This is a genomic window from Parasulfuritortus cantonensis (assembly GCF_004337445.1).
Classification (GTDB): Bacteria; Pseudomonadota; Gammaproteobacteria; order Burkholderiales; family Thiobacillaceae; genus Parasulfuritortus; species Parasulfuritortus cantonensis.
This window is the reverse complement of sequence record NZ_SJZB01000051.1, coordinates 63,288-87,515: the sequence shown is the minus strand read 5'-3', so window position 1 is coordinate 87,515 and position 24,228 is coordinate 63,288. Positions and strand designations below refer to the sequence as shown.

At 69.3% G+C, this 24,228-nt stretch carries 27 protein-coding genes; 2 read left to right on the top strand and 25 right to left on the bottom strand.

Features of this window, described 5'->3' with window-relative positions:
* Nucleotides 1–329 precede the first annotated feature (329 nt).
* The 24 genes from EZJ19_RS14955 to EZJ19_RS14850 all read right to left on the bottom strand — a co-directional run bounded on the left by EZJ19_RS14955 (nt 330) and on the right by EZJ19_RS14850 (nt 19,227).
* Nucleotides 330–863 carry a carboxymuconolactone decarboxylase family protein gene (locus EZJ19_RS14955; protein ID WP_131449000.1) on the bottom strand — a complete coding sequence of 178 codons (534 nt, stop codon included), beginning with the start codon at nt 861–863 and terminating at the stop codon, nt 330–332.
* Between the two features lie 60 nt (nt 864–923).
* Nucleotides 924–1,349: a TetR family transcriptional regulator C-terminal domain-containing protein gene (locus tag EZJ19_RS14950; protein ID WP_240754798.1), complete on the bottom strand. Its 426-nt coding sequence runs from the start codon at nt 1,347–1,349 to the stop codon at nt 924–926.
* Nucleotides 1,319–1,534 (bottom strand): TetR/AcrR family transcriptional regulator, encoded by a 216-nt coding sequence (locus tag EZJ19_RS16515; RefSeq protein WP_240754797.1) that lies wholly within the window; start codon nt 1,532–1,534, stop codon nt 1,319–1,321. Before EZJ19_RS16515 ends, EZJ19_RS14950 begins: the two co-directional genes overlap by 31 nt.
* Before the next feature lie 40 nt (nt 1,535–1,574).
* On the bottom strand, nt 1,575–2,444 hold the full coding sequence (rfbA, locus tag EZJ19_RS14945) for a glucose-1-phosphate thymidylyltransferase RfbA (protein ID WP_131448998.1): 870 nt from the start codon (nt 2,442–2,444) through the stop codon (nt 1,575–1,577).
* Nucleotides 2,441–3,517 carry a dTDP-glucose 4,6-dehydratase gene (gene rfbB / locus EZJ19_RS14940; RefSeq protein WP_131448996.1) on the bottom strand — a complete coding sequence of 359 codons (1,077 nt, stop codon included), beginning with the start codon at nt 3,515–3,517 and terminating at the stop codon, nt 2,441–2,443. Before rfbB ends, rfbA begins: the two co-directional genes overlap by 4 nt.
* Complete coding sequence (gene rfbD / locus EZJ19_RS14935) at nt 3,514–4,434, bottom strand: dTDP-4-dehydrorhamnose reductase (protein ID WP_131448994.1); 921 nt, start codon at nt 4,432–4,434, stop codon at nt 3,514–3,516. The genes rfbB and rfbD overlap by 4 nt, the downstream gene beginning before the upstream one ends.
* Entirely contained in the window at nt 4,424–4,981 is a 558-nt protein-coding gene (gene rfbC, locus EZJ19_RS14930) for a dTDP-4-dehydrorhamnose 3,5-epimerase (protein WP_131448992.1), read from the bottom strand. Before rfbC ends, rfbD begins: the two co-directional genes overlap by 11 nt.
* 73 nt (nt 4,982–5,054) lie before the next feature.
* Complete coding sequence (gene nifM, locus EZJ19_RS14925) at nt 5,055–5,876, bottom strand: nitrogen fixation protein NifM (RefSeq protein ID WP_165873598.1); 822 nt, start codon at nt 5,874–5,876, stop codon at nt 5,055–5,057.
* Between the two features lies 1 nt (nt 5,877).
* Entirely contained in the window at nt 5,878–6,339 is a 462-nt protein-coding gene (locus EZJ19_RS14920; protein ID WP_131448988.1) for a nitrogen fixation protein NifZ, read from the bottom strand.
* 1 nt (nt 6,340) lies between these two features.
* Nucleotides 6,341–6,766 carry a nitrogenase-stabilizing/protective protein NifW gene (gene nifW, locus EZJ19_RS14915; RefSeq protein ID WP_131448986.1) on the bottom strand — a complete coding sequence of 142 codons (426 nt, stop codon included), beginning with the start codon at nt 6,764–6,766 and terminating at the stop codon, nt 6,341–6,343.
* Between the two features lie 22 nt (nt 6,767–6,788).
* Nucleotides 6,789–7,304, bottom strand: coding sequence for a hypothetical protein (locus EZJ19_RS14910; RefSeq protein WP_131448984.1), 516 nt, complete (start codon nt 7,302–7,304; stop codon nt 6,789–6,791).
* A 1-nt stretch (nt 7,305) separates the two neighbouring features.
* Entirely contained in the window at nt 7,306–8,064 is a 759-nt protein-coding gene (gene cysE / locus EZJ19_RS14905) for a serine O-acetyltransferase (protein ID WP_131448982.1), read from the bottom strand.
* Nucleotides 8,061–8,222: a hypothetical protein gene (locus EZJ19_RS15955; protein ID WP_165873597.1), complete on the bottom strand. Its 162-nt coding sequence runs from the start codon at nt 8,220–8,222 to the stop codon at nt 8,061–8,063. The genes cysE and EZJ19_RS15955 overlap by 4 nt, the downstream gene beginning before the upstream one ends.
* The gene (nifV, locus tag EZJ19_RS14900) at nt 8,222–9,364 is read right to left on the bottom strand and encodes a homocitrate synthase (protein WP_131448980.1); all 1,143 of its coding nucleotides are present in this window, start codon (nt 9,362–9,364) and stop codon (nt 8,222–8,224) included. The genes EZJ19_RS15955 and nifV overlap by 1 nt, the downstream gene beginning before the upstream one ends.
* Before the next feature lie 151 nt (nt 9,365–9,515).
* Nucleotides 9,516–9,962 carry an AAA family ATPase gene (locus EZJ19_RS14895; protein WP_131448978.1) on the bottom strand — a complete coding sequence of 149 codons (447 nt, stop codon included), beginning with the start codon at nt 9,960–9,962 and terminating at the stop codon, nt 9,516–9,518.
* Nucleotides 9,963–10,009: 47 nt separating this feature from the next.
* Nucleotides 10,010–10,615: a PEP-CTERM sorting domain-containing protein gene (locus EZJ19_RS14890; RefSeq protein WP_131448976.1), complete on the bottom strand. Its 606-nt coding sequence runs from the start codon at nt 10,613–10,615 to the stop codon at nt 10,010–10,012.
* A 61-nt stretch (nt 10,616–10,676) separates the two neighbouring features.
* A complete protein-coding gene (locus tag EZJ19_RS14885; protein ID WP_131448974.1) occupies nt 10,677–12,380 on the bottom strand; it encodes a metallophosphoesterase family protein in 1,704 nt (567 codons plus the stop codon).
* Nucleotides 12,381–12,649: 269 nt separating this feature from the next.
* Nucleotides 12,650–13,141, bottom strand: coding sequence for a Csu type fimbrial protein (locus EZJ19_RS14880; protein ID WP_165873596.1), 492 nt, complete (start codon nt 13,139–13,141; stop codon nt 12,650–12,652).
* Entirely contained in the window at nt 13,138–15,453 is a 2,316-nt protein-coding gene (locus EZJ19_RS14875) for a fimbria/pilus outer membrane usher protein (RefSeq protein WP_131448970.1), read from the bottom strand. Before EZJ19_RS14875 ends, EZJ19_RS14880 begins: the two co-directional genes overlap by 4 nt.
* On the bottom strand, nt 15,425–16,162 hold the full coding sequence (locus EZJ19_RS14870; protein ID WP_131448968.1) for a fimbrial biogenesis chaperone: 738 nt from the start codon (nt 16,160–16,162) through the stop codon (nt 15,425–15,427). Before EZJ19_RS14870 ends, EZJ19_RS14875 begins: the two co-directional genes overlap by 29 nt.
* Nucleotides 16,162–16,659 (bottom strand): Csu type fimbrial protein, encoded by a 498-nt coding sequence (locus EZJ19_RS14865; protein ID WP_131448966.1) that lies wholly within the window; start codon nt 16,657–16,659, stop codon nt 16,162–16,164. Before EZJ19_RS14865 ends, EZJ19_RS14870 begins: the two co-directional genes overlap by 1 nt.
* 118 nt (nt 16,660–16,777) lie before the next feature.
* Nucleotides 16,778–17,986, bottom strand: coding sequence for a cysteine desulfurase NifS (nifS, locus tag EZJ19_RS14860; protein ID WP_131448964.1), 1,209 nt, complete (start codon nt 17,984–17,986; stop codon nt 16,778–16,780).
* Between the two features lie 10 nt (nt 17,987–17,996).
* The gene (nifU, locus tag EZJ19_RS14855) at nt 17,997–18,890 is read right to left on the bottom strand and encodes a Fe-S cluster assembly protein NifU (protein ID WP_131448962.1); all 894 of its coding nucleotides are present in this window, start codon (nt 18,888–18,890) and stop codon (nt 17,997–17,999) included.
* Between the two features lie 13 nt (nt 18,891–18,903).
* Entirely contained in the window at nt 18,904–19,227 is a 324-nt protein-coding gene (locus EZJ19_RS14850) for a HesB/IscA family protein (RefSeq protein ID WP_131448960.1), read from the bottom strand.
* Nucleotides 19,228–19,502: 275 nt separating this feature from the next.
* On the opposite strand from EZJ19_RS14850, the gene EZJ19_RS14845 reads away from it, so the two are divergent.
* Nucleotides 19,503–21,791, top strand: a complete 2,289-nt coding sequence (locus EZJ19_RS14845; protein WP_165873595.1) for a diguanylate cyclase — start codon at nt 19,503–19,505, stop codon at nt 21,789–21,791.
* 1 nt (nt 21,792) lies between these two features.
* Here the strand turns inward: EZJ19_RS14845 and EZJ19_RS14840 are convergent, their stop codons facing one another.
* The gene (locus EZJ19_RS14840) at nt 21,793–23,574 is read right to left on the bottom strand and encodes an N-acetylglutaminylglutamine amidotransferase (protein WP_131448956.1); all 1,782 of its coding nucleotides are present in this window, start codon (nt 23,572–23,574) and stop codon (nt 21,793–21,795) included.
* 101 nt (nt 23,575–23,675) lie between these two features.
* Here EZJ19_RS14840 and EZJ19_RS14835 point away from each other — a divergent pair, with 101 nt between their 5' ends.
* Nucleotides 23,676–24,221, top strand: coding sequence for a flavodoxin (locus tag EZJ19_RS14835; protein ID WP_131448954.1), 546 nt, complete (start codon nt 23,676–23,678; stop codon nt 24,219–24,221).
* The last annotated feature ends 7 nt before the right edge of the window (nt 24,222–24,228 follow it).

Below are 24,228 nucleotides of genomic sequence, written 5' to 3'. Positions count from 1 at the left end.
GCGAAGCCCGCGCCTGGGCGCTCCACTTGATGGCCAGGGGCGTGGTCGACCAGATGAGGATGACGGTGAGGTAGGCGGCCGGTACGGACATGGGGTTCTCCTGGGTAAGGAAAAACAAAAAGGCCGCGGTCCTTGTGGGTCCGCGGCCTGCTTCAGGAAACGGGATACGACTAGTGCCCCGCTCCTCCATCGGCCCCGGACGGCGCCATGCGCAGCCAGCCGCGCTTGGGCAGGCGGCGGACGCGTACGGGGGCGAATTGGCTGGCGTTCATGGCCGCATTGTCACGAGCGCCGAGCCGGCCTGTCAACCGGGGCGGCGGCGCCGGGCCTCAGAAGTCGTTGGCGACCTTGAAGGCGTCGAACATGATGTCCACGGCGGTGTTGCGGGCGCCGTGGAACAGGGCGTCGACGATGTCGCCGTCGCTCCAGCCCAGGCCGCGCAGGGCGTCGAGGTCGGCCGGCCCGATCGACTTGGCGTCCCGGCAGCCCTTGAGCACGAACAGCAGCATGGCCTTGTCGCGCTCGGGCAGCGGCGCGCTGGCCGGGTCGGCCTTCACCGCGGCGACCTGCTCGACGCTGAGGACGCCCTGGCCGATCAGCATGGCCTCGTTGAAGCCGATGCAGTAGGCGCAGTCGTTCTGCTGCGAGACCAGCATGCGGATCAGGGCCAGGAGCGGGAAGCCGAGGCTCGGGTGCTGGGCGTAGTAGGCGTTCTGGCCGGCGATCTGGGCCATCAGCTCGGGGCTGGCGCTGTAGAGCTGGAAGCCCGCGTAGACACGCCCGAAACGGCGCTCGATCTGGGCGTATATCTCCGCCACCTTGCCGGTGGCCTGCTCGGGGGAAACGGTCTGGACGATGGTCATGATGCCTCCTTGCCTCAAGGTTGATACGTACCGGTCGGTATGTATCGGGTTAAAAAATTTTCAGGTCTTCAGCAGCCCGGCCACGTAGGCCTGCAACTGGGACATGCAGGCGCGGTAGCTCTCGCTCGACTGCATGTTCTTGGCGATGCCGATGCAGCCCTCCCACGCCGAGACGATGAACAGCGCGGCGGCATGGCAGTTCACCTCGGCACGCACCTCGCCGGCGCTCTGGGCGCGCCGCAGGGCGTCCTCGAAGGCGTCCTGCCACTGGCCCAGGATAGCGTTCAGGCGGACGCGGAAGTCCTCGTCCACCGGGCTCATCTCCTGCATCAGGTTGTTGAGCGGGCAGCCCAGGCGGATGTATTCCTCGCTGGTGCCCTGCTTGCTGCCGATCAGCTCGATCAGGGCCTGGGCCGGCCGGCCGGCGCGGCGCAGCGGGGCGACGTTGCGCTCGATCAGGCGGCGCCCGACCACCTCGTCGACCACCGCCAGGCCGAGTTCCTTCTTGCTCGGGAAGTGGTGGTACAGGGCCCCTTGGTCAGGCCCGTGTCGGCCAGGATGCTGGCGACGCTGGCCGCCTGGTAACCGTGCCGGTGGATCTCCTGGAAGCCGGCTTCCAGGATGCGCTGGCGGGTGAGGTCGGGTTGCCGGGTCGAGTCCATGGCGGACATTGCATACCGATCGGTATGCAATGTCAAGCACCGGCCGGGCTCAGGGCATGGTCAGCAGCTCGAGCAGGTACTGGCCGTACTGGTTCTTGGCCAGCGGCTGGGCCAGGCGGCGGATGTCGTCGTCGCCGATCCAGCCGTTGCGCCAGGCGATCTCTTCCGGGCAGGACACCTTGAGGCCCTGGCGGCGCTCGATGGTTTCGATGAACGAGGAGGCCTCCAGCAAGGCTTCGTGGGTGCCGGTGTCCAGCCAGGCGGTGCCGCGGCCGAGGTCGGTGACGGTGAGCTGGCCGCGGCGCAGGTATTCCATGTTGACGTCGGTGATCTCCAGCTCGCCGCGGGCCGAGGGCTTCAGGTTCGCGGCGATCTCGCCGACCTGGCCGTCGTAGAAATAGAGCCCGGTGACGGCGTGGTTGGACTTGGGCCGGGCCGGCTTCTCCTCGATGCTGATGGCACGGTTGTCGCTATCGAACTCGACCACGCCGTAGCGTTCCGGATCGCGCACCCGGTAGGCGAATACCCGGGCACCCACGGTCAGCTGCGCCGCCTCCTTCAGCCGGCTCGCGAAATCGTGGCCGAAGAACAGGTTGTCGCCCAGGACCAGGGCGCAGGGATGCTCGGCGACGAAGCCGCGGTCGAGCAGAAAGGCCTGGGCGATGCCCGCCGGCTTGGGCTGCTCGACGTAGCTGAATTGCAGGCCCCACTGGTGGCCGTCGCCGAGCAGGCGCCGGAACAGCGGGGCGTCGTGCGGCGTGGTGATGATCAGGATCTCGCGGATGCCGGCCAGCATGAGGGCGGCGAGCGGGTAGTAGATCATCGGCTTGTCGTAGATCGGCAGCAGCTGCTTGGACACGTGCGTGGTCAGCGGATACAGCCGGGTGCCGGTACCCCCGGCCAGGATGATGCCCTTCATGGCGTGCCCCCCAGGCCCAGGCGTTCGCCGCGATAGCTGCCGTCGCGCACCCGGCGCCACCAGGCCTCGTTGTCCAGGTACCAGCGCACGGTCTTCCTGAGGCCGGTCTCGAAGGTCTCCTGCGGCGCCCAGCCGAGCTCGCGGCCGATCTTGCCGGCATCGATGGCGTAGCGGAGGTCGTGGCCGGGCCGGTCGGCGACGTGGCGGACCAGGTCGCGGTAGTGCGCAACGCCGGCCGGCTTGTCCGGACGCAGCTCTTCCAGCAGCTCGCATAGCCTGTGCACCACCTCGATGTTGCTGCGCTCGCTGCGGCCGCCGATGTTGTAGGTCTCGCCCGGCCGCCCGGCCAGCAACACCCTGACCAGGGCCCGGGCGTGGTCCTCGACGTAGAGCCAGTCGCGCACCTGGCGGCCGTCGCCGTACACCGGCAGCGGCTTGCCCTCCAGGGCGTTGAGGATGATCAGGGGGATGAGCTTTTCCGGGAAATGGTAGGGGCCGTAGTTGTTCGAGCAGTTGCTGGTCACGGTCGGCAGGCCGTAGGTGTGGTGCCAGGCCCGCACCAGATGGTCCGAGGCGGCCTTGCTCGCCGAGTAGGGCGAACTGGGCCGGTAGCAGGTGGCCTCGGTGAACAGGCCGCTCGGCCCCAGGCTGCCGTACACCTCGTCGGTGGAGATGTGGTGGAAGCGGAAGCCGGCGCGCGCCTCCGCGGCGAGGCCGCACCAGTATTCGCGGGCGGCCTCGAGCAGCGTGTAGGTGCCGACGACGTTGGTCTGGATGAACTCGGCGGGTCCGTCGATGGAGCGGTCGACGTGGCTCTCGGCCGCCAGGTGCATGACGCCGTCCGGCCGGTACTGGCGGAACAGGCGGGCAACCTCGGCACCGTCCCGGATGTCCACGCGCTCGAACGTGTAGCGCGGGTCTGCCGCGACCGTGGCGAGCGACTCCAGGTTGCCGGCGTAGGTCAGGCAGTCGACGTTGACCACCCGGTGGCCGCTGTCGGCGATCAGGTGGCGGATGACGGCGGAGCCGATGAAGCCGGCGCCGCCCGTGATGAGCAGGGTCTTGGCCGTCATTCTTCCCCGGCGTCCAGTTCTTCCTGCACCTGGGCAAGGCCGACGCGCCAGTCCGGCAGGCGGATGCCGAAGGCGCGCGCCAGCTTGCCGTTGTCGAGCAGCGAGCAGGCCGGCCGGCGTGCCGGCGTCGGGTAGTCGGCCGTGGCGATGGCGGTCACGGCCCGGCAGGGCAGTTCCTCGTGCCGGCGCTGGTGGGCGACGATGGCCTCGGCGAAGCCGTGCCAGGTCGTCTCCCCCGCCGCACTCAGGTGGTAGACGCCGCAGTGGCGGTGCCAGGCGGCGCGGTCGTCGCCCAGGCGGGCGAGCATCTGGGCCGTGGCCTCGGCGACGTGGCGCGCCCAGGTCGGGGCGCCGACCTGGTCGGCGACCACGCGCAGCTCGGCACGCTCGCGCGCCAGCCGGCGCAGGGTGCGCATGAAATTGCCGCCGCGGGCGCCGTACAGCCAGGCGGTACGCAGGATGAGCCAGTCGCAGCCGGCCCGGGCGACGGCCGCCTCGCCGTCCAGCTTGCTGGCGCCGTAGACGCCGAGCGGATAGGCGGGATCGTCCTCCAGGTAGGGGCGGCCGGCGCGGCCGTCGAACACGTAATCGGTCGAATAGTGCACCAGTTGGGCGCCCACCCGGCCGGCCGCCTCGGCGAGCAGTCCCGGAGCCACCCCGTTCACGGCCCGGGCGCGCTCGGGCTCCTGCTCGGCGCGGTCGACGGCCGTATAGGCGGCCGCGTTGACGATCCAGTCCGGACGCACCGCCTCGACCAGGGGCAGGATGGTCTCCGGGTGCTCGAGGTCGACGGCGTGGGTCGCGCTCCGGCGCCCGGCGGCGATCACCTGGCCCAGGCTGGCCAGGCTGCGGCGCAGTTCCCAGGCGAGCTGGCCGGCACCGCCGAGGACCAGGATGCGGCGTGCCTCAGCCGACATAGACCGGCAGCCGCTCGCGCGGGAAGGCATGCAACGGCAAGGCGGCCCGGTCCTTGGCCGACAACTCCGGCGCCCGCTCCGGCCAGTCGATGGCCAGGTCGGGGTCGTTCCAGAGCAGGCTGGCCTCCGTGCCGGGGGCGTAGAACTCGGAGCACTTGTAGGCCACCAGCGCGCTCTCGCTGGTCACGCAGTAGCCATGGGCGAAGCCGGGCGGGATGTAGAACTGGCGCCGGTTGTCGGCGGACAGGACGGCCACCGCCGTGCGCCCGAAACTGGGCGAGCCGACCCGGATGTCGACGGCGACGTCGAACACCTCGCCCTGGAGGACGTAGATCAGCTTGCCCTGATCGTGCGGATGCTGAAAATGCAGGCCGCGCAGGACGCCCCGGCGCGAGTAGGACAGGTTGTCCTGGACGAAGCATTCCGGCAGGCCGAGCTCGGCGTAGCGGGCCTGATGCCAGGTCTCGAGGAAGAAACCGCGCTCGTCGCCGAACACCGTCGGTTCGATGAGGCGGACGCCGGGCAGCGTCGTTTCCGTGGTGTGCATGACTGTCCTTGCCTGAGCCAGGCCAGATTCTGCACGATTTCGGGGCCTTCCCGGAAGCGCCCCGAACGGTCCCTCAGCCCAGGGCCTTGAGCCAGGCGTTCTGGCAGATGCGCCGGCGCCGGGTGGCCAGCATCTCGCGCACCTTGTCGCGCACCTGGGCGAGCGGCACCGCGCCGGCCGGCTTGATCTCGTCGCAGCGCAGGATGTGGAAGCCGAGCTCGGACTCCACCACCGGGCTCAACTCGCCCTCCGCGAGGGCGAACAGGACCGCTTCCAGTTCCGGGAACAGCTTGCCGGCGACCACGTCGCCGAGCAGGCCGCCCTGCATCGCGGTCGGACACTCGGAGTGCTTCAGCGCCTGCTCCTCGAAGCGCTTTGGGTCGCGCGCCAGGCGGGCGGCGATCTCGTCGATGCGCTGGCGCGCGGCCTCCCGGCCGTTCTCCGGGATGGCCTCGTTGATGGTGACCAGGATGTGGCGGGCGCGGCGCACTTCGGGCCGGCTGAACTCCTCCAGGTGGAACTGGTAGTAGAGGTCGACGTCGACCTCGCTGACCCGGGCGGAGCGGCTGGCCACCTTTTCCAGGATGGCGTCGACGCGCAGTTCGCGGACCAGGGCCTCGGCGTACTGGCCGACCGTGAGGCCGTTGCCGGCCAGGTCGGCGTGGAAGGCCTCCTCGTCGCTGTAGCGGGCGCGGATCTCGGCCAGGGCGGCCACGACGGTCGCCTCCGGCACGGCGACGTCGCGGGCTTCCGGACTGGCCAGTATCCTGGCCTCCATGTCGAACTGGCGCGCGGCCAGGCGCTCGGCCTTTTCCAGTTCTGCCGAGGACAGGGCGTTGGTGCTCTTGCCGTACAGGCTGTTGGCGGTCTTGAGGACCAGGTAAGCGACGTTCACGTCAGTCTCCTTCTTGCTCATCGCATTCCACCAGGGGCGCCAGGACCCGCTCGGGCACCTGCAGGACGTGGCCGGGGAAATGGACGTGGTACTGGACCCCGACGTCGGTGTCGCGCACCACCCGCATGACCTCGCCCTCGGTGCCGGCCGGCACCAGGACTTCGCCGTCCACCGCCAGGGTGAGCGCGGCGCGCACCTTCTCGCGGGTCTCGAAACGGCTCGGCGTCCACGGCTCGTCGGCACCGATCAGTTCCTCCTCGCGGCAACCGATGACGCGGTCCTGGTCGAGGAAATGGACCGTGTAGATCAACTGGTCCTGCAGGAAGGTGCCGACGTTCATGACGTAGCCGACCGAGCCCCGCCGGACCAGCAGGTTGCCCATGGCCATGCCCGGGTAGGTGCCGTCGTTGCGCACGTTGCGGACCACCCGGACGGCGTCGCCATATTCGTAGCGGGGCAGCATGTCAGCTCCTCAGGGCGCCCTCGACGCTGTGGCACATGCCCTGGCCGCCGCAGCCGCAGCCGCCGGCGCCGTGCTCGTGCGCCTCCGCGGGTGCCGGCTCGCGCTTCACGACGCCGATCGAGGTGAGCGGCACGAAGGCGGTCTGCGGCTCGTGCATGTGGAACACCTTGAAGACCTTTTCCGTGAGGGCGTCGGACTGCACGAAATCCTCGTAGGCGCGGGCCAGCAGGGCGGCATAGGCGGCGCGGCGGGCGCCCTCGTCGTCGGGCAGCGCGCCGGCCTTGCCGATGTAGTTGTGGAAGCGCTGCAGGATGTGCAGGCGGTTCACGTGCACCACCTTCTGGTCGAAGGCGATGCCGAAGTAGTTGAGGAAGTCCTCGGCCGATTCCAGGTCTTCCATCGCTTCGTCCAGGGTCAGGTCATCCATTTGGGTTCTCCAGTAAAAAAATTCAGGCGGCTTCCTCGATGCGGTCGGCCACGGCCGCCACGATCATCTCGAGCATGGCCCGACCGCCGAAGCGGTCGTGGCTGTCCAGTTCGACCAGCTTCTCGATCAGGGCCTGGCCTTGGGCCATGCGGCCGAGGCGCAGGTTGATGTAGCCGGTCGCCTTGAGGACCGACATGTAGAAACGCAGCAGGCCCATGGAGCGGAGTACCGCCTGGCCGAGGAAATCGGGGTGCAGGCGCGACCACTCGTCCGGGAAGCCGAGCCGGCGGCCGACGATGCCGAGGGCGCGCTCGCCGACCAGCAGGGCGTCCTCGAGGCGGTGCTGGTAGAAGTAGTAGCGGTACAGGGCGACCAGGACCACGAGCGACTCGGGGGCCAGGAAGTAGGCCTTGTGCAGGAGCGCCTCCGCGGCCGCCTGGCCGTACACCCCGCCCGCCTCGGCGATCAGGTCCTGCACTCCGGCCGCCACCGGCTCGTCGAAGTAGAGGCCCGCCTTGTCGAAATCCATCAGATCCATTTCATCCCTTTTTCATCTTCTTGTAGGTGGCGCCGCACAGGTCGTCGGCGTCGCACACCGAACATTCGCCCTGGACCGGCTCGCCGTGCTCGCGCAAACGGCCCTCGAGCACCTCGATACGCTCCATCAGGCAGGCGATCGCCTTGCCCACCGGGTCGGGGATCAGGTGGTGGTCGAGGTTGATGCCGTGGCCGTCGACCGGGGCCAGGCGGTTGACCACCTTGCCCGGGATGCCGACCACGGTGCGGTCCGCCGGCACGTCCTTGACCACCACGGAGTTGGCGCCCACGCGCACCCGGTCGCCCAGGGTGATGGCGCCCAGTATCTTGGCCCCGGCACCGATCACGACGCCGTCGCCCAGGGTCGGGTGGCGCTTGCCCTTGTTCCAGGTGGTGCCGCCCAGGGTGACGCCGTGGTACAGGGTGACGTCGTTGCCGATCTCGGCGGTCTCGCCGATCACCACGCCGGCGCCGTGGTCGATGAAGAAGCGCCGGCCCAGCGTGGCGCCCGGGTGGATGTCGATGTTGGTGAACAGGCGCGCCAGCCAGGACAGCAGGCGGGCCGGATAACGCAGGCCGGCATGCCAGAGGCGGTGGGCCAGGCGCTGGATCAGGATCGCGTGGACGCCCGGATAGGTGGTGATCACCTCGAAACGGGAACGCGCCGCCGGGTCGCGCTGGAACACGCAGTCGACGTCCTCGCGCAAGAGCGTGAACAGGCCCGGACGGGTTTCCGGCACCGTGGCCACGGTCTCGGTCATCTCAGCGGCCCCCGGCGCGGCCGGTAGGTCATGCCGGCCCCGGCCGCCGCCAGGCGTTCGACGAGCAGCACGCGCGGCCGCACGGTGGCGCTGTGGGCGAGCGCGAAGACGCCCGCCATGAGCATGGGCAGCCAGGTGCGCATGTGGAAGGTGTTCATCAGTGCAGGGCCCCCGGGGCGTTGCGGCCGATGTAGCGCTGGTACAGGAACAGCAGTTCCTGGTCGGCCGGCGAGCGCTTCGCCTTCTCGGCGAAGGCGCGGATGTCGGGCAGCAGGTCGCGCGCCTCGGCCTGGCTCAGGGTCAGGCCCATGCGGGCGTAGGCCGCCAGGACGCCGCGCGAACCGGAATGCTTGCCGACCACCAGCTTGTGGGCACGGCCGACCTCGCGCGGGTCGAAGCCCTGGTAGGTGTCCGGGTCCTTGAGCAGGCCGTCGACGTGGATGCCGGCCTCGTGGGTGAAGACGCCCTCGCCGACCACGCTCTTCTGCCAGGGCACCGGCCGGCCGGAGGCGGCGGCGACCCGCTGGGAGAGGGCCGGGAAGCCGGTCAGGTCGACGCCGGTGGTGTAGCCGTAGAGCTTGTTGAGGCCGAGGGCGACCTCCTCCAGGGCGGCGTTGCCGGCCCGTTCGCCGAGGCCGTTGACGGTCGTGTTGACGTGGGTCGCACCGGCCCGGCAGGCGGCCAGGGTGTTGGCCGTGGCGAGGCCGAGGTCGTCGTGGGCGTGCATCTCGATCTCCAGGTCGGAGATCGAACGCAGGCTGCGCAGGGTCTCGTAGACGCCGAACGGCTCCAGCACGCCCAGGGTGTCGGCGAAGCGGAAGCGGCGCGCGCCGGCCGCCTGGGCGGCCTCGAGCACGCGCATCAGGAAGTCGAGGTCGGCGCGCGAGGCGTCCTCGCCGCCGACGATCACCTCCAGGCCCATGTCCAGGGCACGCGGCACCACCTCGGCGATGGTCTTGAGGATCCAGGCGCGGTCGCGCTTGAGCTTCTTGCCGATATGGATGTCGGAGACCGGGATGGACAGGTCGACCATGTCCACCTTCATGTTCCGGCACGCCTCCAGGTCGCCGCCGTGCATGCGGCTCCAGACGATCAGCCTGGCCTTGAGGCCGAGCCCGGCGACCGCGCGGATGCCGTCGCATTCGCCGTCGCCCATGGCCGGGATGCCGACCTCGAGTTCCGGCACGCCGAGCGCGTCCAGGCGGCGGGCGATGTCGAGCTTCTCCTCCAGGGTGAAGGCAACGCCGGCCGACTGTTCGCCGTCGCGCAGCGTGGTGTCGTCGATGGTGATGGTGGGCATGGTGTACGTCCTGTCGATGGATGTCTTCGCCATCGCAAACGGCATGCCAACCCGGGGATATTTTAACTTATTGATAAAACGGCTATTAATTGCCAAACGACGGCCAACTCGCGTTGCCAAGCGGACCACGTCGCGGGCTTCGTCGGGTTTCCTACAAAACCGCGTCGGGCGCCACCGGCACGACCACGAAACGGCCGTCTTCGGCGCGGACGTCGTACAGAGCGTCGAAGCCCTCGGCGTACGCGGGCACCTGCCAGCGGCTGCGGGCGGCGCGCAGCGCCACCTCGGGCACCGGCCGGGCGCGCCCGGCGTTGCGGGCGATGGCGTGGGCGAGCTCGATCCGGAACCGGTAGCCGACGATCCGGAAGCCGGCCGCGCGGGCAGCCTCGATGTAGCGCCGGCGGTCCGCCGCGGTGAGGTTGGTGTTGTCGACCACGAAGGCCTGGCGCGCGGCCAGGCAGGCCGCGAGCAGCAGGCGCTCGCGGTGCCGGGTGCGCAGCATGTCCAGGTTGAGGCGGACATGGCTATCCGCGAAACGGGCCGTGAAAAAGGAAGACTTGCCGGCCGCCTGGATGCCGGAGAACAGGACGGCCTCCATGGCCGGGCGGCGGGCGGGGCACGCCCCGCCCGCGTCTGCCTCCGGGCTCAGGCGCGCTTGCCGGTGCGGCGGCGCAGCGTGCCGAGCAGGCCGAGACCGGCCAGCATCATGGCGTAGGTCTGCGGTTCCGGCACGGCGGCGGCGACGGTGATGTTGTCGAACTGGGTGTAGTCCGGGCTGTTGGTCCACACCACCGAGGTCAGGTTGCTGAAGCTGGAATCGAAGCTGAAGGTCTCGGAACCGGCCAGCCCATCCAGGGTGAACTGCTGGGTCACGGCGGCTCCGCCGGTGGTGGTGCCGGTGAAGGTCACGCTGTAGCTGCTGCCGCCCAGAATCAGTTCGGCCAGGTCGATCGAGGTCAGGTCGAAGGCGCCGCCGCCGATCTGGGTGAGCACCGTGACGCCGTTGTTGTTGTCGTTGAACAGGGCGGTGGAGCCGGTGTATTCGGGACTCACCTGGGCGCCGTAGGTGGCGAACGGGTAGTCGCCGGCGTTGACCAGACGGAAGCCGTCCTCTTCGTAGCGGTAGCCGGCATCGGCCACCAGGGCATCGTCGTGGTACAAGCCGTCGAAATCGAGCACGGCGGCGTTCGCCTCGACGGCCTGGAACGGCAGGGCGGCGGCGAACGCGGCCAGGATCAGGGTCTTCTTCATGTTGGAATCTCCAAAGTAGCAGGGCGGGGGCGCGCGGCGCCCCCGGACATCGGGTTGGCGGTCAGCGGGCGACGAATTCGCCGTCGCGGTTGAGCACGGCCCAGACCGTGCGGGTGCTCGGGTCGACGCCGTAGCAGCCGAGGCCGTGCTTGGCCTTCCAGGGGCCGTACACGAACTTGCCGGTGCCGCCGTCGTTCAGTTCCACGGCCTTGACCCAGTTGCCGTCGGCGTCCTTGGCGTAGACGGCGAAGTCGCCGGTGCGCAGGAAGGACGGACGCACCGCCGCCGCGTCGTAGGACAGGGACAGGACGTAGACGTCGCCGACGGTGCTGGCGTCGCTGTCGGGCAGCATGCCGGTCAGGTCCCCGTCGAACAGGCTCAGGTTCTCGGCCATGCCCCACAGCTTGAGGACCGCGCTGGCGGCGCCGGTCGGGCGGTCGCGCCAGCCGGTGCGCACGGTCTTGGTCTCGGCGCGGCCGTTGTAGTCCTGGTCGCCGGCCGTGTCGGCATTGCTGCCGGACAGGATCTTGGCCGTGGTGCCGGCGTGGCTGTCCTGCACCTTGGTGTAGGACTCGCCGTTGGCGATGTCGAACTGCTTGCCGTTCAGGCTGTAGCCGAACCGCTCGCGCAGGAAGAACTGGTAGCCGGCCAACGGTGAGGCCGTCAGATCGACGTCGCCGTAGTCCTCGCCGTGGCTGGAGGAATAGAACTCCACGGTCAGGCAGGGGCCGTCGACGGTGAACAGGTAGTAGCCGATGGTGAACAGTTCCTGGGCCACCACGGTCTCGCAGCCGTCGGTGTCGTTCGGGGTGCCCTTGGGGATGTAGAACTTGTAGCTGTTCGACGAGCAGATGATCTGCTGGGTCTGCGCGCTGCGGTCCGGGCTGGCGATCAGGGAACGGTGGTGCATGTGGTCGTGGCCGCCCAGGTAGAGGCCGACCTGGTTGGCCTGCAGGCTGCCGATGAACTGGTTGCGCGCCTCCGGGTTGGTCGTCGCGTTGGCACCGAACAGGCAGTCGGCGTGGTTCTGGCCGATCAGGTTTTTGTGCGCCATGACGAAGGCGTGGCTGCCGGCCGGGCGGTCGGCGAGGACGTTGTCGACCCAGGCCAGCTGGTCCAGCATCGCGGTGCTGTTGTCGGCGCCGGAGCCGTCCTTGCGGGTGAACTGGTCGAGCATGACGATGCGCACGTTGCCGAAGTCGAAGGCGTAGCTCAAGCCCTTGAGGCCGTCGATGGTGCTGGCGACGACCTTGCTGACGCCGTACATCGCGTCCGCCTCGCCCAGGGTCTGCGGAAACAGGGCCGGCAGTTCGTTGGCGGCGGTCTGGCTGCCCTCGTGGTTGCCGCGCAGCGGGAAGAAGCCGATGCCGTGGTCGTACAGCGACTGGGCGGCCCAGGCACGGTACGGCAGGGTGCGCACGGCGGTACCGGCGGCGTTGCCGAACGGGTCGGTATAGCCGGCCGCCGAGGTGACGTTCCAGGTTTCCGTGTTGACCAGGTCGCCGACCTGGACCACGAACTTGACGCCGGCGGCGATGAACTGCTGGTTCAGGGCCTCGATGATGTTGACCGCGCACGTGGCCGGGCTGTCGGGGTCGTTCTTGTTGCTCCATTGCGTGTCGGCCATGACGCCGAACTTCCAGGGCTGGCCGCTGGCCAGGCTTCCCGCGACCGCCTGATCGATCAGCCAGGGCAGGCTTTGGCCGCCCAGGGCAAGGCCGGCGAGACCGAGCGAACCGGTCTTGAGAAACTCACGTCTGTTCATTTTCTATCTCCGCGTTGACAGTAGGTGCTGTGCCGCCCGGACGGACCGTCGGCCTGGACAACGATGGGATAGGGAATCGGTTTGGCGGCGCACATCCAGTCGCCCGCCGTGACATGTCGGCTCGCTGCGCTCTCATCCTACCGTGTCCCAAGCGTGGCCCCGGGAGACCGCAAGAGCATAAGAAACCAGTGTGATACTAATGTTATTACTGTGGAAAATGATGCTGACCCGTTCGGATCATTGCCGGGACCATGCCGCCGCCCGGCCGCTCAGTTGTAGGTGACGGTGATCGTGACGGTGTCCGCATAGCTGCCCGGGCGGGCGGTCTGCTGGTTGGCGAGGATGCGGCCATAGACGTCGTAGACCCTGACGTAGTGCCCGAGCAGGCCCAGCAGGGAGGCGTCGCTCACCAGCGACGTGCCGCCGCTGCCGTCGCCCCAGACCGTCGTCCTGGCGGCGTCCAGATACAGGTTGTAGCTGAGCGCGTTGGTGCCGCTGCTCATCTTTCTCGGCGCATAGCTGCCGCTGCCGCCCTTGCCCAGGGCCACGGTATAGGTGTCGAGCACCCCGAGGGTGACGTCGCAGGTCACGGTGAAGCGCCCGGCGGTGTCCGCGGCGCTGCCCGGCAGGGGATTGTAGACCCCGAACGCGACCTGGCTGTTGATGGCCACCGAGCACGAGCAGAGGATGCACAGCGCCGCCGCCGGCTTGGCCAGCAACAACGCGAGCACGGACGACACGGCACAGATCACGGCCTTCATGGCATCGCTCCTTTGCAGACGACGGTGCCCAGGTCGGGCAGCGGTTCCGCCGCCGGCCCCGGCACCAGTTCGGCCCGGCAACGGCGGCCGTCCCATTCGGCCGCCACCCCCACCCGGCCGGGCAGGCCGGTCAGGAAAACGCGGCCGTCGAAGCCGACCGGGAACGTCCGGGCATCGCCCTCGATGCGCACCTGCACGCCGGCGGGCAAGGCGCGGCCGTCCTCGTCGACCAGCCGAATCCGGGCATTGCGGCTACGCCGGACCGGGAACTCGGCCACCACCCCGCTGCGCAAGGCGGGCGTCAGCTTGAGTTGCAGGCTATCGACCTCGGCATCGATGGGCAAGTCGGCCGCTTCGATGGCCACCGGGTTCTTCTCATAGGCGCGCAGCTGGGTGATCAGGGCCAAGCCGTGCCGGTCGGTACGGGCGACCTCCTGGTTGTCGCGGTAGACCCGCACGTCGGCGAAGTCGGCCACCTTGACGACCGCGAAGCTGCCGTCGATGCGGCGACTCGGAAAGACGCCGCCGCCGGCCACCGCGACGCCGCCGCTCAGCCCGGCCCGGTAGGCGGTGCGGCCGTCGGCGGCGGCGGCCTCGGCGGTGGCCGTGGCGCGCGCCGTCTGCAGCGTGGCCGCGGCCTGGTAGCGGCCTTCGTCGCCGACCAGGAACCGGTAGCCCAGGCCGCCCGCGCTGGGCGTGTTGCGCTGGATCTGGAGATCGGCCTGGCTGTGTCCGCCCTGGCGGTCGACCCGGGCGTTGACGCCGACCTCGGGGTCGAGCGCCCGCGACCAGACGGCGGACAGGCTGAAGCCGCCGGCCTCGCCCAGCTCGTGCAGGACGTAGGCGCCGAGTTGGCCGGCACGCCCGAGCGCCAGGCTGTAGTTGCCGGTGACCAGGCGGCGGTCGTCGCCCTGCCAGGTCGACTGGCGCAGATAGCCGAAGCCCAGACTCTGGCCGGCCAGGCTGTACCCCAGTGTGGCGGACGCCGTCAGGCGCGGCGTCACCGTCTCCGACAGGCCGAGCTGGACGAAACGGCGCTCGGCGTAACGGACCTGGAGACCGACGTTGAGCCGGCGCGAGCGGTGCTCGGCGGCCAGCCCGACCAAAGTCCCGATCCCCGCCGGTCCGTGGCTGACCGCGGCGTCGAGGCCGACCGTGCCGGCGAACGGCACGGCCCCCGCGGACACCAGCCAGACCCCGCCGGCACCCAGCACCTGGGCGTCGCCGGTCATTTCGGCCCGCCATTCCCGGGTGAACGCCGGGCTCACGCCCAGCCGTTCGGTGGCCGTCGCCATCGCGCCCCGGTAACGGTTGCTGGCCGTGCCGTAGTCCTGGCGCAGGAAGCCGATCTCGTAGGCGAAGTCGCGCAGGCCGGGCCTCAGCAGCGCAGGGCTCGCGTAGTAGGACTGGCTGATGACCTGCTGGCGGCCCAGGAGGTCGCGCACCACCATGCGCAGCTCGCCCTGGCCCGTCACCACGGGCACGTTGCTCAGGTCGAAGGGCCCGGCCTGGATCTCGTCCCGGAGGAGCCGCGCGCTGTCCATGAAGACGTCGAGGGTGGAAGGCAGGCTGGCCTCGCCGCGCAGGCTGGGCAGCGGGAAGGTGATGAAACCCGGCCGGGTGGCGAAGTTGGTCGCCCACTGCAGGCCGCCGAAACGCACCGCCCGCCCCCAGCTGCCGGGCAGGCCGATGGCGTCGCCCAGGCGCAGGCTTTGCATCCTGTCCGGCCGGTCCATGGTCCAGGTCGTGTCGAGACGCCGCCAGGTCCCGGCGTCGGCGTCCCAGAGCAGGCTGGCCTGGCCGCTGCCCCAGCCGTTGAAGACGCCGGCCTCGAACAGGCCGCCGCCGCGTTCGGCACCGTCGTCGCGTTGCCAGTTGAGGTCGTAGTTCAGGAAGCCGCCCGGCGTGCCCGGGGTGAGCGGCGCGTCGCCCTCCGGGCCGTAGGCGAGGGCATGGTCGGCGAACGACTTGGCCGGGACCCGGAGACGCAGGCTCTGGCTGTCGGCGTCGATCTCGTAGGCAACCTCGGGCAGGTCGGCCAGGCGGACGTAGGCGCGACCGTCCAGGCTCAGGCTTCCGGCCGCCGGCAGCCGCATGCCCCAGCCGGCCAGGTCCCGTTGCGCGACGGCCAGGCTGCCGTCGTCGAGGTAACGCGCGGTGATGATCTCGTCGCGCTCGATGCCGTTCAGGTTGACCGCCAGGATGACCGGCTCGTCCGCCCCGGCCGTGGCGCACAGCAAAGCGAGGACGCCGAGGCAGGCTGCCGGGTGTCGGCGCGCCGGCTCACGGGTGGACCGGATCGAGTGCCACATGCTGCGGGCCCCGATCGGTCGTCACTTCGAGCGTGCAGCGTTGGCCGCGGGCGGCGGGGCCGACCGGCAACTGCCAGGTCCGGCTCTGGCCCGGAAAAACCGGGGTGCCGGCCTTGAGCATCGCGATGGGCGCCGCGTCCGGCGCCGCATCGGCGGCGCGCAGGCGCAGTTCGCCCACCACCAGATGCACGTTGCCGGTGTTGCTGAGGGTCGTTTCAAGGGTGCCGTCGCGGCCCCAGCGGGCCTGCCAACGCTGGCCCGGATCCGGTCGCGCCGGGTCGACATAGACCGGCAGGCGCATCTGCAGCAGGACTTGGACCCGGCCGCCCGCCACCGGGCTGGCCGGCACGGCGGCGGCCTGGGGGACTTCACGCAGGATCAGCCGGTAGGCGGCTTCCCGCTCGCCCGAAGGCGGCTGCCGCAGGCCGACGCGCAAGACCTGGGAATGGCCGGGCTTGACCGTGAACAGCGGCGGGTTGACCAGCAGTTCGGCGGTGGGGACGTAGCGGTCCTCGCCGCCCTCCTGGGTCCAGGCCACCGTGTCGACCTGCATCACCACGCCGTCCTTGCCCTGGTTGGTGACGGTGATCGCCGCGCGGTCGCGGCCCTGGGCGAGGCTCAGCCCGACCGGCATGACGCCGATGTCCGCGGCACCGGCACCGGCCGCCCAGAGCAGGGCGCCGGCGGCCAATAGGCGTCCGAGTGCCATCAGTAGCTGATGGTGATGGTCACGGTGTCGCTGTAGCTGCCGGCCGGGACGTTCTGGCTGGCGGCGATGCCACCGTAGAGGTCGTGGGTCTGTTCGGCACCGGTGCCGGTTTGCGAGACCTTGGCCGTGCCCGCCACGTAGTCGGCACCGCCCCACACCGTGACGTGCCCGCTATCCAGGTACAGCTCGTAGGGCAGGTAGTGGGTACTGGCGTCCTTCATGCAGCGGTTGCCGGAGCAGGACGCCGTATTGGCGCCGGTGCCGAGCTCGATGCTGTACGGGGTGCCGGTGGTACAGGTGACCTTGACCGCGCCGGTACCGCTGCGCGCGGAACCGGAAATGGGGTTGTAGGCGCCGAAATCGATACTGCTGGTGCCGACCGTACAGGTATCGCTCACGGTCGCCGAGACACTCAGGTTGCCGGTGGCCGTGGCCGCCAGGGCCAGGCCGGGCACCAGTGCCGCCAGGGCAGCCAGCCATTTGATCCGGGACGTCATGATTACGCCTCCTCCTGCGGGTAGATACGGGTGATCCGACCGCAGCCGCCCTCGCGGGCGACCGGCGGACCCTTCCTATATCGGCAGGAGGGGGCGAATCTTGAACGTCGGCCCGGACTCAGGCGTAGACCGGGGCGAAGGCCTTTTCCGGCTCTTCGGCGGGGCCGTTCTCGCCCCAGTAGGGCGACAGCTTGCGCAGCTGGGCGACGATCTCCGGCACCACCTGGATGACCCGGTCGACCTCCGCCTCGGTGCTGTAGCGGGACAGCGAGAAGCGGATGGTGCCGTGCGCGGCGGTGTAGGGAATGCCCATGGCGCGCATGACGTGGCTGGGTTCCAGGCTGCCCGAGGTACAGGCCGAGCCCGACGAGGCGGCGATGCCGAACTTGTTGAGCAGGAGCAGGATGGCCTCGCCCTCGATGAACTCGAAGGCGATGTTGCTGGTGTTGGGCAGCCGGTTGCTGACGTCGCCGGTGGCGAAGGCGCGCGGCACCTTGGCCAGGATGCCGGCCTCCAGCTTGTCGCGCAGGCGCTTCACCTCGGTGTTCTCGAACGCCATGTGCTGCATGGCCTGCTCGCAGGCGAGCCCGAGGCCGACGATGGAGGCGGTGTTCTCGGTGCCGGCCCGGCGGCCGCGTTCCTGGTGGCCGCCGCGCAGGAGCGGACGGAAGCGGACGCCGCGCTTCAGGTACAGGACGCCGACGCCCTTGGGCGCGTGCAGCTTGTGGCCGGACAGGGAGAGCATGTCGATCTTGCTGGTCTTCAGATCGATGGGCACCTTGCCCACGGCCTGGACCGCATCGGTGTGGAAGGGGATGCCCTTGGCATGGGCCATCTCGGCCATCCGCTCGACCGGGAACAGGGTGCCGGTCTCGTTGTTGGCCCACATGATCGAGACCACGGCGACCTTGTCGGTGAGCAGCTTGGCGTATTCGTCCAGGTCCAGGCGGCCCTTCTCGTCCACCTTGAGGAAGTGGGTCTTGTAGCCTTCCTTCTCCAGGTGGGTGCACAGGGCCAGGACGGCCGGGTGCTCGATGCTGGTGGTGATGATCTCCTTCTTCTCCGGGCTGGCGCGCAGGGCGGACAGGATGGCGGTCGAGTCGGACTCGGTACCGCAGGAGGTGAAGATGATCTCCGACTCGTGCTCGGCACCCAGGAGTTCCTGCACCTGCATGCGCGCCTTCTTGATCGACAGGCCGACCTTGTTGCCGAAGCTGTGCATCGAGGACGGGTTGCCGAACTGTTCCGTGAAGAAGGGCAGCATGGCCGCGACCACCGCGTCGTCGACGCGGGTGGTGGCGTTGTTGTCGAGGTAGATGCCGTCCATGGCGCTCTCCTTATACGTGGCTGGCGGCGCGGGCGTAGGAGCCGGCGCGGCTCGGCACCACCTTGACGAACTCGCCCAGGTCTTCCATCAGGCGCTGCTGGATGCCCTGCAGGGTCATGGCTTCCATCTGGCAGCCGGCGCAGGCGCCGATCATGTTGACGTAGATGGTCTTGCCGTCGACGTCGACCAGTTCGATGTCGCCGTGGTCGCGCTGCAGTTGCGGCCGGATCGAATCCAGGATGGTCTCGATGCGCTTGATGCGCTGCAGGTTGGTCAGCTTGCTCGGCTTGGCCTCTTCCTTGAGTTCCACGGCGTGGGGCGAGAAGGTCTCGCCGCGCTCGGCCATCACCTTGGTGAGGATTTCCTCGATGTTCTCGTGGCAGGACGAGCAGCCGCCGCCCGCCTTGGTGTAGTTGATGACGTCCTCCACCGAGGTCAGGTTGTTGGCGCGCACCGTCTCTTCGATCAGGACCGCATCGATGGCGAAGCACTTGCACACCAGGGCGCCTTCCTCGTGGTCATCCTTCCACTCCTCGCCGCGGTAGTTGGCGACGGCGGCCTGCAGGGCCTCGCGCCCCATCACCGAGCAGTGCATCTTCTCGGGCGGCAGGCCGTCCAGGTAGTCGGCGATGTCCTGGTTGCTGACCTTGAGGGCGTCGTCCAGCTTCTTGCCCTTGATGATCTCGGTCAGGGCCGAGGAGGAGGCGATCGCGGAGCCGCAGCCGAAGGTCTGGAAGCGGGCGTCGACGATGGTTTCCGTGTCCGGATCGACCTTGAGCATCAGGCGCAGGGCGTCACCGCAGTTGATCGAGCCGACGTCGCCGACGGCGTTCGCGTCTTCCAGCACGCCCGAGTTGCGCGGGCTGAAGAAGTGTTCCTTGACCTTGTCCGAGTAGTCCCACATGGCCGTGATCCCTTTAGACGGAGAACGAGGAACCGCACGCGCACGAGCTGGCCGCGTTGGGGTTCACGAATTTGAAGCCGGAGCCGTTCAGGCTGTCGACGAAGTCGACCGTGACACCGCTCAGCAGCGGCGCCGAGAACGGATCGACCAGCAGCTTCACCTTGCCCAGGTCCACCACCACGTCGTCCTCGGCGGCGTTCTCTTCCAGGCTCATGCCGTACTGGAAACCGGAACAACCACCGCCGGAGATGGCGATGCGGAGACCGGCCACGGGACTGGCCGCTCCTTGGATGAACTTCTCGACGGCGGACAGGGCCGCGGGCGTCAGGGTAATCATGGCGTATCTCCTTGTGTTGAACTGCTATGGGCTAGCCATCGCAAACCCCATGCCACCCCATGACATGACACAACATATTGATTTATATGTACTTCATCACGCCTATGCGGCCCAACCCCATGTCCGAAAGTCCACCGGCGCGACGCCTTGTTGGGTTTCCGACAGGGGCGGTCCGTCCATCTCCTTGATGCGCAACGAAGGCGCATCGTCAATAATGGCGATATAACCCTTCCGTGCGTACAACTACCCGGATAACGATGCCCGGAACCCGCCCGATGTCCCGTTGGCTCTGCCTGCTGGCCGTGACCGTGCTGGCCTGCTTCGGTGTGGCCTGCGCGGCCCCGCCGCGGCCCGTCACCATCGGGGTGCTGGCCTTCCGGCCCAAGCCGGAGACCCTGGCCCGCTGGCAGCCGACCGCCGACTACCTGGCCGCCCAGACGCGGCAGCCCTTCCGGGTGCTGGCCCTGACCCTGCCCGAGCTGGAAGAGGCCGTGCGCCAGCAACGCCTGGACTTCGTCCTCACCAATCCCGGCCACTACGTCTACCTGACCAAGCACAACGCCCTGTCGTCGCCGCTCGCCACCCTCATCGAGCTGGAGAACGGCCGGCCGCTGACCCAGTTCGGCGGCGTCGTCTTCGTGCCGGCCGGCCGCCAGGACATCGCCGGCCTGGCCGACCTGCGCGGCAAGCGGGTCGCCGCCGCCGAGGTCACCTCGTTCGGCGGCTACCAGATGCAGGCCGCCGAACTGACCCGGATCGGCCTCAGCCCGGTGCGCGACCTCGACCTGCTGATCACCGGCATGCCCCAGGACAAGGCCATCTACGCCGTGCTGGAAGGCCGCGCCGACGCCGGTTTCGTGCGTACCGGCGTGCTCGAGGCACTGGCCGCGCGCGGCGTCCTCCAACTGAGCCAGATCCGGGTGGTCAACCCGCACCCGGCGCCCGGCTTCCCCTTCCTGGTCTCGACGCGGCTGTACCCGGAATGGCCGTTCGCCGCCATGCCGGCGACCGACGAGCACCTCGCCCAGGCGGTCGCCAAGGCGCTCTTCTCCCTCGCGGCCGACAACCCGGCGGCGCGTGCCGGGCACTACCACGGCTGGGCCATCCCGACCGACTACGAGCCGGTGCGCGCCATGCTGCAGACCCTGCGCCTGCCGCCCTACGACCAGGCCCCCGCCGTCAGGTGGTCGGACGTCGCCGAACAGCACTGGCTGGCCATCGGCGTCGCCACCGCCGGCGGCATGACCATCCTGTTCCTGTCCTTCATGCTGGCCTTCCGCCAGCGCCAGCTGCGCGACCGCGACCGGCGCCTGGCCAAGGAGCGCCGGCAACTGCTCGCCGCCCTCGGCGAAGGCGTCTACGGCGTCGACGAGAACGGCCTCTGCACCTTCGTCAATCCGGCTGCCCTGGCCCTGCTCGGCTACACGGCGGAGGAACTGCTCGGCAACGATCAGCATGCCCTGATCCACCACCACCATGCCGACGGCCGCCCCTACGAGGCGCAGCTGTGTCCGATCCACCTGACCCTCCAGGATGGCAAGACGCGCCACCTGGACGAGTGGTTCATCCGCAAGGACGGCAGCGGCCTCCCGGTCCACCTCATCGTCACCCGCATGGATGCCAAGGACGGCCGCGCCGGGGCCGTCGTCGCCTTCCACGACATCAGTGCCCGCCAGACTGCCCAGGCGCGCGACCGCCTGCTGGTCTCGGCGCTCGACGCCGCCGCCAACGCGATCGTCATCACCGACGCCCAGGCCCGCATCGAATGGGTCAACCCGGCCTTCGAGGAGCTGACCGGCTATCGGCGCCACGAGGCGGTCGGCCATCGCCCCGCCGAGTTGGTCAAGTCCGGCCTGCAGAGCCAGCCTTTCTACGCGGCCATGTGGCAGACCATCCTGGCCGGCCGGGTCTGGCGCGGCGAGGTGGTGAACAAGAAACGCGACGGCAGCCTGTACGACGAGGAGTTGATCATCGCCCCGGTGACCGATGACGACGGCAACATCAGCCATTTCGTCGGCATCAAGCAGGACATCAGCGAACGCAAGCGCATGGAAGCCGAGCTGCAGGCCCTGGCCACGACCGACTCGCTGACCGGGCTGCCCAACCGGCGCCATTTCCTGAGCCTGATCGAGCAGGAGCGGGCGCGCCTGCAGCGCTTCGACGAACCGCCGGCAACCCTCCTGATGCTGGACCTCGACCACTTCAAGCAGGTCAACGACAACCACGGCCATGCCGCCGGCGACGCCGCCCTGCGCCACTTCGCCAATCTGGTCCGCCTGAACCTGCGCCGCACCGACCTGGCCGGGCGCCTGGGCGGCGAGGAATTCGCGGTCCTGCTGTTCGGCACGACCCCGGGCGGCGCCCTCGAATTCGCCGAACGCCTGCGCAGCCAGACCGAGGCCGACGGCATCCAGTTCGAGGGCGGCCACCTGCACTTCACGGTGAGCATCGGCGTCGCCCAGCTGTTCCCCGACGACGTCAACGCCGACGTCGCCATGGCGCGTGCCGACACGGCCCTCTACAAGGCCAAGGCGAACGGCCGCAACCGGGTCGAAGCTGCCTAGCCTAGGCCGCGTCGACGTGGCGTTGCAGCCAGAACTCCAGCAGGGCCAGATGCCATAGCTTGCTGCCCTGGATGCGCGTGTGGTGCGCCTCCGGCTCGGCCAGCAGGAGATCGACGTAGGCGCGCCGGAACAGGCCGCGCTCGCGGCAGGCGCGCGACTCCAGCAGGCCGCGCATGAAGTCGAGGAAGTCGCCGCGCACGTACTTCAGGGCCGGCATCGGGAAATAGCCCTTCTTGCGGTCGATCACCAGGTCCGGGACGAGGCCCCGGCTGATGCGCTTGAGCATGTGCTTGCCGCCCGAGGCCAGCTTGAGTTCGGGCGGCATGGCGGCGGCCAGCTCGACCACCTCGTGGTCCAGGAAGGGGACGCGCGCCTCCAGGCCCCAGGCCATGGTCATGTTGTCGACCCGCTTGACCGGGTCGTCGGTGATCAGCATGGTCACGTCCATGCGCAGCACCTGGTCGATGAACTCGTCGGCCAGCGGCTCGGCCAGGCGCCCGGCGACCAGTTCGGCGGTGTGGTCGGCGCCATGGTAGCGCGGCGCCACGGTGGCCAGGAACTCGGGGTGGTCGCGGTCGAAGTAATGGCGCCGGAACCGCTCCACGGCGGCGCCCTCGGTCTCGGCGTACATGCGCGGATACCAGAAATAGCCGCCGAACACCTCGTCGGCGCCCTGGCCGCTCTGCACCACCTTGACCGTCTTGGAGACCTGCTCGGCGAGCAGGTAGAAGGCCACCGCGTCCTGGCCGACCATGGGCTCCGCCATGGCGTCGACCGCCTCGGGCAGGCGGCGCAGGACCTCGCTGTTGGGGATGGCGTACTGGTGGTGGCGGGTGCCGAAGTGGGCCGCCACGGCGTCGGAATACTCGAACTCGTGGCCGCGCTCCTCGGGCTGGTCCTCGAAGCCGACCGAGAAGGTCATCAGGTCGCCCACCCCGTGTTCCGCCAGCAGGCCGACCAGCAGGCTGGAATCGAGGCCGCCGGAGAGCAGGACGCCGACCTTGACGTCGGCCACCGAGAGGCGCTTCTCCACCGCCGCGCGCAGGGCCTCGTGGATGGCCGCCTGCCAGTCGGCCTCGGTCATGTTGCGCTGCGGCCGACGCGCCGCCAGCGACCAGTAGCGCCGTTCGACGGCGCGGCCGTCGCGCCCGACGGTCAGGCTGGTGGCCGGCATCAGCTTGCGCACCCCGGCCAGCAGGGTATGCGGCGCCGGCACCACGGCATGCAGGGTGAACTGGTAGTGCAGGGCGACCGGGTCGATTGCGGTGTCGACGTCGCCGGCCGCGAGCAGGGCCTGGCTGCTGGAGGCGAAACGCAGCGCCGTGCCGGTGCGGCTGTAGTAGAGCGGCTTGATGCCCAGGCGGTCGCGGGCCAGGAACAGCTGGCCGCGCCGGCCATCCCAGATGGCGAAGGCGAACATGCCGTGCAGGCGCTCGACGCAGGCCTCGCCCCACTCGGCGTAGGCGCGCAGGATCACCTCGGTGTCGCCGTCGGAATGGAAGTGGTGGTCCTTGCCGATCAGCTCGGCACGCAGGGCCGGGTAGTTGTAGATGGTGCCGTTGAACACCAGGGCCAGGTCCAGCTCGGCGTCCACCATGGGCTGGGCCGAGCGCGGGCTGAGGTCGATGATGGCCAGGCGGCGGTGGCCGAAGGCGACCGGACCGGAATACCAGCTGCCTTCGGCATCCGGCCCGCGCCGGGCCAGGGTGGCGGTCATTTTCCCGATGACGGCGGGGTCGGGTCTGGAGCCGTCCAGGCGGAGTTCGCCGGCGATGCCGCACATGGCTGCTGCTGTCCGTGGTTGCGAGGCGGCCATTGTAGCGCCGGCCGTGGCGCGCCGATTGCTTGAATGAGCCTATCGTCACCACCTGGACAGGAACCGTCATGCCCCGTATCGGCCTCTTCTTCGGCAGCAACACCGGCAACACGCGCAAGATCGCCAAGATGATCAAGCGTCGCTTTCCCGACAACGACGACATCGCCGATCCCCTCAACGTCAACAAGGCCACCCCGGAGCTGGTGGCCGGCTACAGCCACCTGATCCTTGGCACCCCGACCCTGGGCGAGGGCGCCATGCCGGGCCTGGAGGCGGACTGCCAGAACCCGAGTTGGGCCGAGTTCCTGCCCCAGTTGGCCGAGCTCGACTTCACCGGCAAGACGGTGGCCCTGTACGGCCTCGGCGACCAGGAGAAGTACGGCGACAACTTCTGCGACGCGCTCGGCGAGCTGTACGACTTCGTGGTCGCGCGCGGTGCCCGCGTGGTCGGCGCCTGGCCCACCGACGGCTATGAATTCATGGCCTCCAAGGCCGAGCGGGAGGGCGAATTCGTCGGCCTGGTGCAGGACCTGGACAACCAGAAGATGCTCCTGGAAGCGCGCCTGGAGGACTGGCTCAAGCTGATCGGGCCGGAATTCGGCCTGCCCCTCTGAGACGGCG

Excerpts from the sequence above, each read along its gene's own strand:
- EZJ19_RS14885 (WP_131448974.1), bottom strand. The coding sequence starts at position 12,380 with ATGAACAGACGTGAGTTTCTCAAGACCGGTTCGCTCGGTCTCGCCGGC.
- EZJ19_RS14840 (WP_131448956.1), bottom strand. The coding sequence starts at position 23,574 with ATGTGCGGCATCGCCGGCGAACTCCGCCTGGACGGCTCCAGACCCGAC.
- EZJ19_RS14875 (WP_131448970.1), bottom strand. The coding sequence starts at position 15,453 with ATGTGGCACTCGATCCGGTCCACCCGTGAGCCGGCGCGCCGACACCCG.
- rfbB (WP_131448996.1), bottom strand. The coding sequence starts at position 3,517 with ATGACGGCCAAGACCCTGCTCATCACGGGCGGCGCCGGCTTCATCGGC.
- nifW (WP_131448986.1), bottom strand. The coding sequence starts at position 6,766 with ATGGATGACCTGACCCTGGACGAAGCGATGGAAGACCTGGAATCGGCC.
- EZJ19_RS14850 (WP_131448960.1), bottom strand. The coding sequence starts at position 19,227 with ATGATTACCCTGACGCCCGCGGCCCTGTCCGCCGTCGAGAAGTTCATC.
- nifU (WP_131448962.1), bottom strand. The coding sequence starts at position 18,890 with ATGTGGGACTACTCGGACAAGGTCAAGGAACACTTCTTCAGCCCGCGC.
- nifV (WP_131448980.1), bottom strand. The coding sequence starts at position 9,364 with ATGCCCACCATCACCATCGACGACACCACGCTGCGCGACGGCGAACAG.
- EZJ19_RS14880 (WP_165873596.1), bottom strand. The coding sequence starts at position 13,141 with ATGAAGGCCGTGATCTGTGCCGTGTCGTCCGTGCTCGCGTTGTTGCTG.
- EZJ19_RS14910 (WP_131448984.1), bottom strand. The coding sequence starts at position 7,304 with ATGGATCTGATGGATTTCGACAAGGCGGGCCTCTACTTCGACGAGCCG.
- EZJ19_RS14895 (WP_131448978.1), bottom strand. The coding sequence starts at position 9,962 with ATGGAGGCCGTCCTGTTCTCCGGCATCCAGGCGGCCGGCAAGTCTTCC.
- rfbA (WP_131448998.1), bottom strand. The coding sequence starts at position 2,444 with ATGAAGGGCATCATCCTGGCCGGGGGTACCGGCACCCGGCTGTATCCG.
- EZJ19_RS14870 (WP_131448968.1), bottom strand. The coding sequence starts at position 16,162 with ATGGCACTCGGACGCCTATTGGCCGCCGGCGCCCTGCTCTGGGCGGCC.
- EZJ19_RS16515 (WP_240754797.1), bottom strand. The coding sequence starts at position 1,534 with ATGTCCGCCATGGACTCGACCCGGCAACCCGACCTCACCCGCCAGCGC.
- EZJ19_RS14920 (WP_131448988.1), bottom strand. The coding sequence starts at position 6,339 with ATGCTGCCCCGCTACGAATATGGCGACGCCGTCCGGGTGGTCCGCAAC.
- cysE (WP_131448982.1), bottom strand. The coding sequence starts at position 8,064 with ATGACCGAGACCGTGGCCACGGTGCCGGAAACCCGTCCGGGCCTGTTC.
- EZJ19_RS14865 (WP_131448966.1), bottom strand. The coding sequence starts at position 16,659 with ATGACGTCCCGGATCAAATGGCTGGCTGCCCTGGCGGCACTGGTGCCC.
- rfbD (WP_131448994.1), bottom strand. The coding sequence starts at position 4,434 with ATGTCGGCTGAGGCACGCCGCATCCTGGTCCTCGGCGGTGCCGGCCAG.
- EZJ19_RS14955 (WP_131449000.1), bottom strand. The coding sequence starts at position 863 with ATGACCATCGTCCAGACCGTTTCCCCCGAGCAGGCCACCGGCAAGGTG.
- EZJ19_RS14835 (WP_131448954.1), top strand. The coding sequence starts at position 23,676 with ATGCCCCGTATCGGCCTCTTCTTCGGCAGCAACACCGGCAACACGCGC.
- rfbC (WP_131448992.1), bottom strand. The coding sequence starts at position 4,981 with ATGCACACCACGGAAACGACGCTGCCCGGCGTCCGCCTCATCGAACCG.
- EZJ19_RS15955 (WP_165873597.1), bottom strand. The coding sequence starts at position 8,222 with ATGAACACCTTCCACATGCGCACCTGGCTGCCCATGCTCATGGCGGGC.
- EZJ19_RS14845 (WP_165873595.1), top strand. The coding sequence starts at position 19,503 with ATGTCCCGTTGGCTCTGCCTGCTGGCCGTGACCGTGCTGGCCTGCTTC.
- nifS (WP_131448964.1), bottom strand. The coding sequence starts at position 17,986 with ATGGACGGCATCTACCTCGACAACAACGCCACCACCCGCGTCGACGAC.
- EZJ19_RS14890 (WP_131448976.1), bottom strand. The coding sequence starts at position 10,615 with ATGAAGAAGACCCTGATCCTGGCCGCGTTCGCCGCCGCCCTGCCGTTC.